9 protein-coding genes are annotated in these 12807 nt (G+C 70.2%); 5 read left to right on the plus strand and 4 right to left on the minus strand.

The window, feature by feature from the left end:
- Positions 1 to 32: 32 nt before the first annotated feature.
- Positions 33 to 1466, minus strand: a complete 1434-nt coding sequence (locus tag AC4FS2_RS01865) for a dihydrolipoyl dehydrogenase family protein (protein ID WP_491154016.1) — start codon at positions 1464 to 1466, stop codon at positions 33 to 35.
- Between the two features lie 180 nt (positions 1467 to 1646).
- On the opposite strand from AC4FS2_RS01865, the gene AC4FS2_RS01870 reads away from it, so the two are divergent.
- The 4 genes from AC4FS2_RS01870 (at position 1647) to AC4FS2_RS01885 (ending at position 7740) form a co-directional block, all read left to right on the plus strand.
- Positions 1647 to 3239 carry an AlkA N-terminal domain-containing protein gene (locus tag AC4FS2_RS01870; protein ID WP_491154015.1) on the plus strand — a complete coding sequence of 531 codons (1593 nt, stop codon included), beginning with the start codon at positions 1647 to 1649 and terminating at the stop codon, positions 3237 to 3239.
- The gene (locus AC4FS2_RS01875) at positions 3236 to 3739 is read left to right on the plus strand and encodes a methylated-DNA--[protein]-cysteine S-methyltransferase (RefSeq protein ID WP_491154013.1); all 504 of its coding nucleotides are present in this window, start codon (positions 3236 to 3238) and stop codon (positions 3737 to 3739) included. Before AC4FS2_RS01870 ends, AC4FS2_RS01875 begins: the two co-directional genes overlap by 4 nt.
- A gap of 327 nt (positions 3740 to 4066) precedes the next feature.
- Positions 4067 to 5926, plus strand: coding sequence for an ABC transporter ATP-binding protein (locus AC4FS2_RS01880; protein WP_491154012.1), 1860 nt, complete (start codon positions 4067 to 4069; stop codon positions 5924 to 5926).
- Positions 5923 to 7740, plus strand: coding sequence for an ABC transporter ATP-binding protein (locus tag AC4FS2_RS01885; protein WP_491154010.1), 1818 nt, complete (start codon positions 5923 to 5925; stop codon positions 7738 to 7740). The genes AC4FS2_RS01880 and AC4FS2_RS01885 overlap by 4 nt, the downstream gene beginning before the upstream one ends.
- Before the next feature lie 101 nt (positions 7741 to 7841).
- Here the strand turns inward: AC4FS2_RS01885 and AC4FS2_RS01890 are convergent, their stop codons facing one another.
- A complete protein-coding gene (locus AC4FS2_RS01890) occupies positions 7842 to 8681 on the minus strand; it encodes an endonuclease domain-containing protein (protein WP_491154008.1) in 840 nt (279 codons plus the stop codon).
- Positions 8682 to 8947: 266 nt separating this feature from the next.
- Positions 8948 to 9400 (minus strand): GNAT family N-acetyltransferase, encoded by a 453-nt coding sequence (locus AC4FS2_RS01895; RefSeq protein ID WP_491154006.1) that lies wholly within the window; start codon positions 9398 to 9400, stop codon positions 8948 to 8950.
- Positions 9401 to 9538: 138 nt separating this feature from the next.
- Here AC4FS2_RS01895 and AC4FS2_RS01900 point away from each other — a divergent pair, with 138 nt between their 5' ends.
- On the plus strand, positions 9539 to 11758 hold the full coding sequence (locus AC4FS2_RS01900; RefSeq protein ID WP_491154004.1) for an NADP-dependent isocitrate dehydrogenase: 2220 nt from the start codon (positions 9539 to 9541) through the stop codon (positions 11756 to 11758).
- A 56-nt stretch (positions 11759 to 11814) separates the two neighbouring features.
- On the opposite strand, the gene AC4FS2_RS01905 is transcribed toward AC4FS2_RS01900, so the two are convergent.
- Positions 11815 to 12783, minus strand: a complete 969-nt coding sequence (locus AC4FS2_RS01905) for an acetylxylan esterase (protein ID WP_491154002.1) — start codon at positions 12781 to 12783, stop codon at positions 11815 to 11817.
- Positions 12784 to 12807 lie beyond the last annotated feature (24 nt).

Below are 12807 nucleotides of genomic sequence, written 5' to 3' on the forward strand. Positions count from 1 at the left end.
GTCGCGGACGCTCTCGACTCCCGCGCGCCGGGTCAGTGCGACGCGCTGGAGCGCCCGTAGGTTTCGAGAAAGCGGAGCCAGACTTCGCTGACCGTCGGGTACGACGGCACGGCGTGCCAGAGGCGGTGCAGCGGGACCTCTCCGACGACGGCGATCGTCGCGGCGTGGAGCATCTCTCCCACACCGGGTCCGACGAACGTCACCCCGACCAGGACGCCGCGGTCCTCGTCCACGATGGCGCGCGCTTGGCCGCGATAGTCGTCCGAGAGTTCGCTGGCGCCCGCCACCCACGAGAGGTCGTAATCGACCACGCGCGTGCGCAGACCCGCCTTCTCGGCCGCAGCGGCGGTCAGCCCGACCGACGCGACCTCGGGGTCGGTGAAGGTGACCTGCGGAACCGCGGAGTGGTCGGCGGTCGCGACGTGGGCACCCCACGGAGCATCCTGCACGGGCTCGCCCTTCGCCCGCGCTGCGATGACGTCGCCCGCCGCGCGGGCCTGGTACTTCCCTTGGTGGGTCAGGAGCGCGCGGTGGTTCACGTCGCCGACCGCGTACAGCCAATCGGTCCCCTTCACGAGCATGGTGTCGTCGACCTCGAGCCACGCACCGGGCTCCAGTCCGACAGCATCCACGCCCAGGTCGCCGGTGCGGGGCACCCGGCCGGTGGCGACGAGCACCTCCTCGGCCTCGAGCGTCGTGCCGTCGGAGAGCTCGAGCACGGCGGGGCCCTCACCGTCGCGCGAAGCCGACACCAGTTCGACGCCCGTCCGTACGTCCGCGCCGAGATCGCGGAGAGAAGCCGCCACGAGGTCGCCGGCGAAGGGTTCCTCGTTCGTCAGGAGCCCCGACCGGGCCAGGAGAGTGACGCGGGTGCCGAAGCTCGCGTATGCGGTGGCCATCTCGGCCGCCACCACGCCGCCCCCGAGAATGGCCAGCGACTGCGGTGCCGACTGGGCCGCGGAGGCCTCGCGGCTCGTCCACGGGGTGATGTCGCGCAGACCCGGGATGTCCGGGAGGAGAGCAGCGGTTCCTGTGCAGACGGCGACGGCATGGCGGGCGACGAGGTCTATGGTCGACCCGTCATCGGCCGTCACCCGCACCCGCTTTGCGCCGGTCAGTGCCCCGTGGCCGCGTACCAGGTCTATTCCGGCACCGTCCAGCCACTTCACCTGCGAGCTGTCGTCCCAGTCATGCACGATGCCGTTTCGGCGGCGCAGCACGGCGCCCACGTCGAGGCCTCCGGTGACCGCCTGCTTCGCCCCATCCACGGCCAGGGCCGCGCGAAGTGCCGCCCCGCTGCGCAGAAGTGCCTTCGACGGCATGCATGCCCAGTAGGAGCATTCGCCTCCGACGAGCTCAGCCTCCACGATGACGGCGGACAGGCCGCCCTGCACGGCCCGGTCGGCGACGTTCTCGCCCACCGGCCCTGCCCCGATCACGATCACGTCGTACTCGCGCGCGCTCATGTCGCCACGCTACCGGGGCTGGGGGGAGGGACGGGCGAACTGACGTGTATCGACGAGGGCGAGGGATTCAAGTGACCGGGCGGCCGCCGGCCCCCCGCGCGCCATGCTCTTGCGCCGCGGTCAAACGGCCGTGTCCGATTTCCGCCAGCCGGCGAGGAGGGGCCGTGGCAGGCTAGGGGCATGACCAGCCCGGGGATGACGTTCGACGAGAGGTACCGCGTCATCCATTCTCGGGACCGCCGCTTCGACGGGCAGTTCGTCACCGCCGTGCGCACGACGGGGATCTACTGCCGTCCGAGCTGCCCGGCGCGGACGCCGAAGCCGGCGAACGTGACGTTCTACGCCACGTCGGCGGCGGCGCACGAGGCCGGGTATCGCGCCTGCCGGCGTTGTCTGCCCGAGGCGGCGCCCGGCTCGCCGGAATGGAACGTCCGCGGCGACGTCACCGCCCGCGCCATGCGCCTGATCGCCGAGGGCGTCGTCGATCGTGAGGGTGTTTCCGGCCTCGCCCGCCGCCTCGGGTACTCGCCACGCCACCTCACGCGGCTCCTGACGGCCGAGCTCGGCGCCGGCCCGCTCGCCCTCAGTCGTGCGCACCGCGCGCACACGGCGCGGATGCTGCTGGTGGGCACGGACCTGCCGGCCGCCGACGTGGCATTCTCGGCCGGCTTCTCCAGCGTCCGCCAGTTCAACGACACCGTCGGTGAGGTGTTCGGGATGCCGCCGCTGCAGCTGCGCGCGCGCCGTCGTGCCACCGAATCCACGGGCGGTGCCATCGACCTCGTCCTTCCGCACCGCGGCCCCCTCGATTCCGCGGGTCTCTTCGCGTGGATGGCAGCGCGCGCCCTCCCCGGCGTTGAGACGGCGGATGCCACGCGCTTCGCCCGCGCGATCCGGCTCCCCGGCGGCCCGGGATGGTTCGAGTTACGCGTCGACGAAGCGGGCCGCGTGCGCCTGCGGGCACGCCTCGCGCGGCTCTCCGACCTATCGACGCTCGTCACGCGTGCGCGGCGCCTGTTCGACCTCGACGCCGACCCGGTCGCCATCGACGAGGCTCTAGCGCAGCATCCGGAGCTGGCTCCGCTGGTGGCTGCCACGCCGGGCATCCGCGTCCCCGGCGCCGCCGATCCGCACGAGATGCTCATCCGCGCGATGGTGGGGCAGCAGATCACCGTCGCCGCCGCGCGCACCGCGCTCACCGGGCTCGCGGACGCGCTGGGGGAGCGGGTGGCGGCGGTCGAGGGGACCGCCGTGCTGTTCCCGACGATGAGCGCGATCGCCGAGCGCGGCTCGGAGGTGCTCCGCGGTCCCGCGGCGCGCATCCGGGCGATCACCGGCGCCGCGGCGGCACTCGCATCGGGCGATCTCGTCCTCACCAGCGGTGACGACCGGCTCGAGCAACGCGCTGCGCTCCTCGCCCTCCCCGGGGTCGGACCGTGGACGGCGGATTACGTGCGCATGCGGGTGCTCGCCGACCCCGACGTGCTGCTCCCCGGCGACGTGGCCGCCCGCGCCGGGGCCGCCGCCGCCGGCATCCCCGCCGATCCCGCCGCACTCACGGCATGGTCTACGCGCCTCGCTCCGTGGCGCAGCTACCTGACCGCACACCTGTGGCGGGCGGCGCCGGTCCGTGCCCCGCGCGCGCCGAACTCAGGAAGAAACGCCGTGCAGGGGGCCATTCCGGCCCGAAAGGCAGCGATTGGCCTGAGTTACGGCCGGTCATCCGTCCGCGACCCGTCTGCTGCCGGCCGCACCGAGGAGGTTCCCGCATGACCGCGACCGCCACCATCCAGACCCTCGAGACCCCGGATGGCCCCTTCACGATCCTCAGCGACACCGACGGCCGTGTCCTCGCCTCCGGGTGGACCGCGGATGCGGCCACCATCGTCGCCCGCCTGCCCGAGCAGCGCCGTCCGGTCGCCGTCACCGCGGGCGAGACGGATGCTGCCGCCGCGGTCCAGGCGTACTACGCCGGCGATGTCTCCGCCATCGACGCCGTTGAGGTGCGCCAATTCGGTACCGACCTCCAGCACGCGGGCTGGGGTGCGCTCCGCCGCATCCCACCGGGACAGGCGCTGACCTACACCGGATTCGCCGCGGCGCTCGGGCAGCCGAGCGCCGTGCGCGCCGCCGCATCCATCTGTGCCCGCAATGCGCCCGCGTTGTTCGTCCCGTGCCATCGGGTGCTCCGCACCGACGGCACCCTGGGCGGATTCGCGTGGGGGCTCGACGTGAAGCGAAGCCTCCTGGCGCGGGAGGCTGCCGCGGCCTGACGCGCCCGCGGTCCGGTTGCGCTCAGGAAACGCCCAGGATAGGCTGGAGGGCTGTCGCGCCGAGGGGTGTGGCGGTTCGCCCCACCTGAGGAGGATGTCATGGACACGACCGTTTCCGCTGTTCAGCCGGTCGTCGTGCGCATCCACGCCGCTCGCGGGCGAGTGGGTCGTCCGGCCGGTTCGGCGCTTTCCGCGGCAATCGCGGCATAACGCCACCCGCCCCTTCGTTTCCCCTTTCGAGCGGCTGACGGCTGAGCCGTCGCTCGCCACGCTCGGCAATCCATTCCGCGCCCGATCCCGGCGCAGAGCTCCGACCCTCTGAGGATCATGACCCGCGATACTGCTCCCTCCCCGTCCACGCTCCGCTCGCTGGCGAGGCTTCTCCCGTTCGCCAAGCCCGTCGCAGGGCGGCTCACCCTGGGTGCCGTCAGCGCGCTCGTGGCGAGCCTGCTCGCGCTCGGAATCCCGCTCATCCTCGAGGTCATCGTCGGCGAGGGGGGCCCGATCGACTCCGGCAGCCCCGGACTCGTGGCCGTGGGCGCCGGCGCCATCCTCGTCCTCGGCCTTCTCGAGGCGCTCATGGTCTGGGCGCGCCGATGGTTCGTGCTGGGCCCCGCTACGTCGGTGGAATACGATCTGCGCACGCAGTTCTACTCCCGGCTGCAGCGGCTCCCCGTCGCGTTCCACGACCGCTGGCAGTCGGGCCAGCTGCTCAGCCGGATGATGCAGGACATCAGCCTCATCCGCCGCTGGCTCGCCTTCGGCCTCATCCTGCTGGTGGTGAATCTGCTCACCATCGTCGCGGGTTCGGCGATCCTGTTCACGTGGCATTGGGCGCTCGGTCTCATCTTCGTCGTCTGCGCCCTCCCGCTGTGGATCTCGGGATTCGTCTTCGAAAAGCGCTACGGGATGCTGTCGCGCCAGAGTCAGGACCAGGCCGGCGACCTCGCCACCTCCGTTGAAGAGAGCGTGCACGGCATCCGCGTGCTGAAGGCGTTCGGCCGCGGGAAGCACGCGCTGCAGAAGTTCGCCCGTCAAGCGGAGACGCTGCGCGAAACGGAGCTCGCCAAGGCGCGCGCCGTGGGCTGGATCTGGTTCTGGCTCGTGCTGCTCCCCGACATCGCGTTCGCGCTGTGCCTGGGCGCCGGCATCGTGCTGGTGCAGATGGGGCAGCTCGAGGTGGCCCAGCTCATCGCCTTCTTCGCGATGGCGACGATTCTGCGGTGGCCCGTGGAGTCGATCGGCTTCCTCTTCTCCTTCCTCGTGGACGCCCGCACCGCGACCGACCGCATCTTCGAGGTCTTCGACGAGCAGAACACGATCACCGATCCCGCGGAGCCGCGCACCATTCCCGATGTCCGCGGGCAGCTGGCGTTCGAGAACACGCACTTCCGGTATCAGGATGCGCCGTCCTCGACGCGCGACCTCCTCGATGGCATCGACCTCGTGCTCCGGCCGGGCGAGACCATGGCGCTGGTCGGGCTCACCGGCTCCGGCAAGACGACGCTCACGGCCCTTCCCGGCCGGCTCTACGACGTCACCGGTGGTCGGGTGACCCTGGACGGCGTGGATGTGCGCGACCTCGAGCTGCGCGAGCTGCGCCGCCACGTCGGCATGGCCTTCGAAGACGCCACCCTGTTCTCCGCATCCGTGCGCGACAACGTGCTCCTCGGACGGGAAGAACTCGAGCCCGGCTCCGCGGAGGCGGAGGAGGTGCTGCGCGAGGCGCTCCAGGTCGCCCAGGCCGGCTTCGTCTACGAGCTGCCGAAGGGTCTCGACACCGTCATCGGCGAGGAGGGGCTGAGCCTCTCTGGCGGTCAGCGACAGCGTCTGGCGCTTGCTCGCGCCGTGGCTGCCCGCCCCGCCGTGCTCGTGCTCGACGACCCCTTGTCGGCGCTCGACGTCGACACGGAGGCGCTCGTGGAGGAGGCGCTTCGCCGGGTGTTGGCCGAGACGACGGCCCTGATCGTCGCGCACCGTCCGTCGACGGTGACGCTGGCCGATCGGGTGGCGCTGCTCGAGGCCGGCCGCGTGACCGCGGTGGGGACGCACTCCGAGCTGCTGCGCGACAACGAGCACTACCGGTATGTGATCTCCAGCCTCGAGGCTGAAGAGATCCGCCGGCAGGAACGCTCCGCGAACGAGAGATCCGACCGCTCGGAGACAGAGAAGGAGGTGGCCCGATGAGTACCGCTACTGTCACGGGAACCACCGGCGAAGACCGCTCCGACTACACGCGCGACGAGAGCCGCGTCATCCGTCGACGTTCGCTGCGACTGCTCGGCTCGCTCGTCTCGCCGCTGCGGTGGCAGCTCGTCCTCGCCGCTGTCGTCCTGATCGTGTCGACCGCCCTCCGCGTCGCCGGCCCCGCCCTCGTCGGCTACGGCATCACCACGGCCCTGCCGGCAGTGGTGGACGACATGGACTGGATGCCCGCCATCCTCATCGTGATCGTCTACCTCATCACCGGCATCGCCGGTGCCGCCCTGATCGGCTGGTACGCGGTCGTGGCTGCGCGCCTCACGCAGGCGATCATGTTCGATCTGCGCAAGCGCATCTTCCTGCACACGCAGCGTCTGAGCCTGGAGTTCCACGAGTCCTACACGTCGGGACGGATCATCTCGCGTCAGACGAGCGACCTCGACACGATCCGCGAGCTGCTGGACGGTGGCCTGAACGAGCTCGTCTCCGGCCTCCTCTACGGTGGGTTCACGCTCATCGCGCTGCTGCTCCTGGACTGGCAGTCCGGCCTCATCCTGTTCGTGATGGGCCTGCCGCTGTTCTTCCTCATGCGTTGGTTCTACCTGCGCTCGCAGGTGGTGTACCGGGAATCCCGCGTCATCAGCGCGCAGGTCATCGTGAAGTTCGTCGAGACGATGACCGGCATCAGGGCGGTCAAGGCGTTCCGCAAGGAGCCGCGGAACGACGAGGAGTTCGGCCGGCTCGCGAGCGACTACCGCGACATCAACATGCGCAGCATCCGCCTATTCGGCACCTTCGAACCGGGCCTCATGGCGGTCGCCTCCGTGACGCTGGGCGTCGTGGTGCTGTGGGGCGGGCTGCGTGTGCTCGACGGCACCTTCCAGCTCGGATTGCTGCTGGCCGCGGTGCTGTACGTGCGGAACTTCTTCGCGCCCATGCAGGAGGTGGCGTTCTTCCTGAACTCCTACCAGTCGGCCACGGCAGCGCTGGAGAAGGTGTCGGGGGTGCTGGAAGAACAGCCGACCGTCCCCGACCCCACGTCGCCGATCGACCTGTGGAAGGCCCGCGGACACGTCCGGTTCGAGGACGTCGTCTTCGGCTATTCCGGAGACCGCGTCATCCTGCCCGACTTCTCGCTCGACATCCCGGCGGGCCAGACGATCGCGCTGGTCGGAACCACCGGCGCCGGGAAGTCCACACTCGCGAAGCTCGTCGCCCGGTTCTACGACCCCACCTCGGGCCGCGTGAACCTGGATGGCGTCGACCTGCGGTCGCTGCATCCGAAGGATCTGCGCCGGGCCATCGTGATGGTGACGCAGGAGGCGTACCTCTTCAGCGGCACCGTTGCGGACAACATCGCGCTCGGAAAGCCGGACGCGACACTGGATGAGATCAAGGCGGCGGCGCGCGCCGTCGGCGCGCACGAGTTCATCGAGGCCCTGCCGGATGGCTACGGCACCGACGTCAACAAGCGCGGTGGGCGGGTATCGGCCGGGCAGCGACAGCTGATCTCGTTCGCTCGGGCGTTCCTCGCCGACCCGGCGGTGCTCATTCTTGATGAGGCGACGGCGTCGCTCGACATCCCCAGCGAGCGGCTCATCCAGGAGGCGCTGCAGACGCTGCTGGCCGACCGCACCGCGATCATCATCGCGCACCGCCTCTCCACCGTGGCGATCGCCGATCGGGTGCTCGTCATGGAGCACGGCCGCATCATCGAGGACGACGAGCCCGACACCCTCATCGCCGGCACCGGCCGCTTCGCTCAGCTGCACGCCGCCTGGCGGGAGTCCCTCGTCTGACACGTGCCGTTACGTCGGAGGATTGCGCCTTCGTCGGGCGATCTCCCCATGATCGTCCGACGTTGGTGTGATCTTCCGACGTTGGTGCGGCCGTCCGACGGTCAGCGCGCAATGTGAGCGCCGGAGGCGATGGCGCGCGCGACGGTGCGTGCCACCGCCGGCCAATCATGGAGGACCTGCGCGTAGGTGAAGCGCAGCACGGTGTAGCCGCGGAGGCGGAGTTCGGCGTCGTGTGCGACATCCCGCGTCCGGTCTGCCGAGCTCGAGTGGTAGGCGTAGCCGTCGACCTGGATGACGAGACGGTCGCCGATGAGGACATCCACCGGCCGACCGGCGAGGACCACCTGCTGGCGGAGCAGCACGCCCCACCCGCTCAGCCGGTACCGGAAGATCGTCTCCAGCCCCGAGTCCGAGAGACCCGTAGCGTTCTGAGCGCACCATGTGGCGTCAGTGGTGGTCCACTCCACCTGACGCAGGGCGAGGGCGTTGAGCCCTTCCTTCCGCATCGCCGACTCCCACACGACGAGGGCCTGTTCGCGCGGAAGACACACGGCGACGTGAGCGAGGGCATCCTCCACCGACTCCTCGAGCGCCCACGGCGAGACGGGCGCGAGAGCCTCCGTCCAGTGCACGACGCCCGGGAAACCCGAGACCCCGTCGGAGCGGCCGCGGGCTCGGAGAGCGAGATGCACGCGTCCATCTCCTTCGTCTGGCATCCACCACCCACGGCGTTGCGCGATCGACACGCACGCGATCCTTCCGCCCGCGCGAGCGGCGATGACCTCGTGCTCGGGCGCGTCCGGCAGCGCGAGCCACGCTCGGCGGATGCGGCGCACGCCGCCGGCCCGACGAAGCGCGGCGGGCGAGAACCCGGCATCCAGCGCGGCCTGCCGATGCGCGATGCCGCCTTGCCCGCGCAGCCACTTCTCCAGATCCCGCATGCCGTCATCCTGCGCGAGGCCGTCTGCCCGCAGCATCCGCTTGCCGCGCCCGGTGGAGAACCGCTCGACCGCCGTGCCTGGGGAGGAGGGGCCGCCGCCCTGGCCGGGGCCACGCCTACGTCGGAGAATCGCGCCTACGTCGGAGGGTTTGGCCCGAAATGCTCCGACTTTGCCGCAATCATCCGACGCTCGTGCACTGCGCCGACTGCGGGCGGGCGCCGGGGCGCGCGGGCGCCGGGCGCCGCGGGCGCCGGGCGGACCAGGGGCTAGAGGCGGATCTCGGCGATGACCTCGCCGTACTCGGTCTCGCCCGTGGGCGTGAAGCCCACAGCCTGGAAGAAGGCCTCGGGCCCTTCCTCGCCGGGCTCGTAGATGACGTCGACGTGGTCCATGCCGCGCTCCCGCGCTTCGGCGAGGAGGCTCTCCAGGGCGAAGCGACCGATGCCGCGGCCCTGATCGTCCGCGTCGACGTTGATGCGCCACAGCACCGAGCGGAAGTGTTCCTGCGGTGCGTCGGGATCGAAGTTGGCGCTGACGTACCCGACGACCTCGTCGTCGTCGAGGATGACGCGTTGCCACGACGTCTGCGGGTTCACGACGGTCGCGGCGATGCCGTAGCTGAGCGGGGCGAGGAATTGCTCCTGGCCCGGTTTCAGGGACAGCGTGTTCACGGCGACGATGGTCGCGGCGGACAGTGCTTCGAGGCGGAGGGCAGCCATGTGCACAGGCTAGCCGGGATGCGGCGGGTTCGGAACGCGCGTTACCTGTTGTTCCACAGATATCTCGACGTCAAGATATCTACCGCTGTGCGATAGGCTGAATCGACCCCGCGAACGGCCATTTTGGAGAGACGACACGTGCCCGACTCCACCATCATCTACACCCACACCGACGAGGCTCCGGCCCTGGCGACCGCCTCCTTCCTGCCCATCGTGCAGGCCGTCACCCGGCAGGCCGGGGTGGACGTGGAAACCCGCGACATCTCCCTCGCCGGCCGCGTCCTCGCGGCCTTCCCGCAGCGCCTCACCCCCGAGCAGCAGGTGGGCGACGCCCTCGCGGAGCTCGGTGGTCTCGCGACGCTGCCCGAGGCGAACATCATCAAGCTGCCGAACATCTCCGCCTCGATCCCGCAGTTGAAGGCGGCCATCGCCGAGCTGCAGGGACAGGGCTACGACATCCCCGACTACCCGGATGAGCCGGTCTCCCTCGAGGAGAAGGACATCCGCGCCCGCTACGACCGCATCAAGGGCTCCGCCGTGAACCCCGTGCTGCGCGAGGGCAACAGCGACCGCCGCGCGCCGCTGTCGGTGAAGAACTACGCCCGCAAGCACCCCCACCGCAACAAGGCGTTCCCCGAGGGCTCGAAGACCCGCGTGGCCACCCTCGGTCATGACGACTTCCGCTCGAACGAGAAGTCGGTCGTCATCGCTGACGACGACGTGCTCCGCATCCAGCATGTCGCCGCCGACGGCACGGTGACCTCGCTCAAGGAGGGCATCAAGGTACTCCCGGGCGAGATCGTGGATGCCACGTTCCTCTCCGCGAAGGCGCTGGACGCGTTCCTGGCCGACACGCTCGAGGCGGCTCAGGCGGAGGATGTCCTGTACTCGGTGCACCTCAAGGCGACGATGATGAAGGTCAGCGACCCGATCATCTTCGGGCACGTCGTCCGGGCCTACTTCGCCGACGTGTTCGAGCGGTACGGCGATGCGATCGCCGCCGCCGGCCTGACCCCTAACGACGGACTCGGCGCGATTCTCGACGGGCTGTCCTCCGTCGAAGGCGGCGAGGAGATCGCCGCAGCGATCGCAGCCGACATCGAACGCGGACCGCGGCTGTCGTACACGAACTCCGACAAGGGCATCACCAACCTCCACGTGCCCTCCGACGTCATCGTGGACGCCTCCATGCCGGCCCTCATCCGCAACGGCGGCAAGCTGTGGGGTGCCGACGGCAGCGAGGATGACACCCTCGCGGTCATCCCCGACTCGTCCTACGCCGGCGTCTATCAGGCGGTTCTCGACGACGTCAACGCGCACGGACCGCTCGACCCTGCGACCATCGGCACCGTCCCCAACGTCGGCCTGATGGCCCAGGCGGCGGAAGAGTACGGCAGCCACGACAAGACGTTCGAGATCTCGGCGCCGGGTGTCGTGCAGGTCCTGAACTCCGCCGGCGACGTGCTCCTGGAGCACGACGTCGAGCCGGGTGACATCTGGCGCGCGACGCAGACCAAGGATGTGCCGGTGCGCGACTGGGTCAAGCTCGCCGTCTCGCGCGCACGTGCCACCGGGTCGCCCGCGGTCTTCTGGCTCGATGCCTCGCGCGCCCACGATGCGCGGCTGATCCAGAAGGTGCAGACCTACCTGGCCGATCACGACACCGAAGACCTCACGATCGAGGTCTTGCCGCCGGTGGAGGCGACGAGGTATTCCCTCGAGCGCATCCGTCGCGGCGAGGACACGATCTCGGTCACCGGCAACGTGCTGCGCGACTACCTCACCGACCTCTTCCCGATCCTCGAGGTCGGCACGAGCGCCAAGATGCTCTCCATCGTTCCGCTCCTCGCCGGCGGAGGACTCTTCGAGACGGGCGCGGGTGGCTCGGCGCCCAAGCACGTGCAGCAGTTGCTGACCGAGAACTACCTGCGGTGGGACTCGCTGGGGGAGTTCTTCGCTCTCGCCGCCTCGCTCGAGCACCTCGCGCAGACCACCGGGAACGCGCGAGCGCAGGTTCTGGCCGACACGCTGGATGCGGCGACCGGCACATTCCTCGAGAACGACAAGTCGCCCGGCCGCGCGCTCGGCATGATCGACAACCGCGGCAGCCACTTCTACCTCGCGCTGTACTGGACGCAGGAGCTGGCCAGGCAGACCGCGGATGCGGACCTCGCCGCTGTGTTCGCGCCGATCGCCGAGGCCCTTGCCGCCAACGAGCAGCAGATCGTCGACGAGCTGCTCGCCGTGCAGGGCTCGCCCGTTGACATCGGAGGGTATTACCACCCCGACGAGGAGAAGGTGCGCGAGGTCATGCGCTCTTCGCCGACGCTCAACGGAATCGTCGACGCGATCGGCTGAATCGCCTCACGAAAGCGGATGCCCCGGCGCGTGCCGGGGCATCCGCTTTTCGCGTCTCAGGAAAGGCGCTCGGCCAGCCAGGCGACTTGACGTGTGAGCTGGTAGGACTGGCCGCCCTCGTGGTCGTTGTGCGGGAAGACGTCGATCTCGCGCGGACCGGCATAGGCGTTGTAGGCGGCGAAAACCGTCGACGGCGGGCAGGTGAGGTCCATGAGCGCCGTGGAGAAGAGCGCCGCCGCCTCCGCGCGTTTGGCGAAGTTCACGCCGTCGAAGTAGGACAGCGTGTGGAAGACCCGCTCCTCCGCGCCGCGGTGGACGGAGAGGTACCGCACGATCTCGTGGTACGGGTCGCGGTCGGTGAGGCCCACGGCGCGCTCGAAATGGCAGAGGAACGGCACGTCCGGCATCACACCGACCAACCCCGAACACAGGCCCGCTGCAGCCAGCGCGATGCCGCCGCCCTGGCTGCCTCCGGCGACCGCGATCCGGTCGGGGTCGGCGCCGGGGAGCAGGCGCGCAGCATCCACCGCCCGCACGGCATCGGTGAAGACCCGCCGGTAGTAATGGTCGACGGGGTCGTCGATGCCGCGGGTCATGAACCCGGCGGAGGCGGGACCCGCCCCGTGCGGGTCGGCCGTGTCACCGCCCGAACCCCAGCCCGAACCCTGGCCGCGGGTGTCCATGATGAGGTGCCCGTAGCCGGCGGCCGACCACGCCAGGCGGTCGACGGGGAGTCCGCGTCCGCCGCCGTACCCGACGAATTCGACGACCACGGGGAGTGGCTCGTCGCGCCCTACCGGCCTGAGATACCAGGCCTTGATCGGGTCGCCGGCGAAACCGGGGAAGGTGACATCCCACACGTCCACCGTGCGCAGCATGGTCGCGGCGCGCGCGACGACGAGGTCAGCACCGGCCGCTCGTGACTGGGCGAGGGTGCGACCCCAGAATGCGTCGAAGTCGTCGGGCTCGGCCACGTCGGGCCGGTACTGCTCGAGCTCGGTCAGGGGCAGATCGAAACGCGGCACCCCGTCACGATATCGCGACGGCGT

The sequence above is a fragment of the Microbacterium sp. Z10_103 genome (genome assembly GCF_058310455.1).

Coding starts and splice junctions, on each gene's coding strand:
- AC4FS2_RS01865 (WP_491154016.1), bottom strand. CDS start 1,466: ATGAGCGCGCGCGAGTACGACGTGATCGTGATCGGGGCAGGGCCGGTG.
- AC4FS2_RS01880 (WP_491154012.1), top strand. CDS start 4,067: ATGACCCGCGATACTGCTCCCTCCCCGTCCACGCTCCGCTCGCTGGCG.
- AC4FS2_RS01875 (WP_491154013.1), top strand. CDS start 3,236: ATGACCGCGACCGCCACCATCCAGACCCTCGAGACCCCGGATGGCCCC.
- AC4FS2_RS01870 (WP_491154015.1), top strand. CDS start 1,647: ATGACCAGCCCGGGGATGACGTTCGACGAGAGGTACCGCGTCATCCAT.
- AC4FS2_RS01890 (WP_491154008.1), bottom strand. CDS start 8,681: ATGCGGGATCTGGAGAAGTGGCTGCGCGGGCAAGGCGGCATCGCGCAT.
- AC4FS2_RS01885 (WP_491154010.1), top strand. CDS start 5,923: ATGAGTACCGCTACTGTCACGGGAACCACCGGCGAAGACCGCTCCGAC.
- AC4FS2_RS01895 (WP_491154006.1), bottom strand. CDS start 9,400: ATGGCTGCCCTCCGCCTCGAAGCACTGTCCGCCGCGACCATCGTCGCC.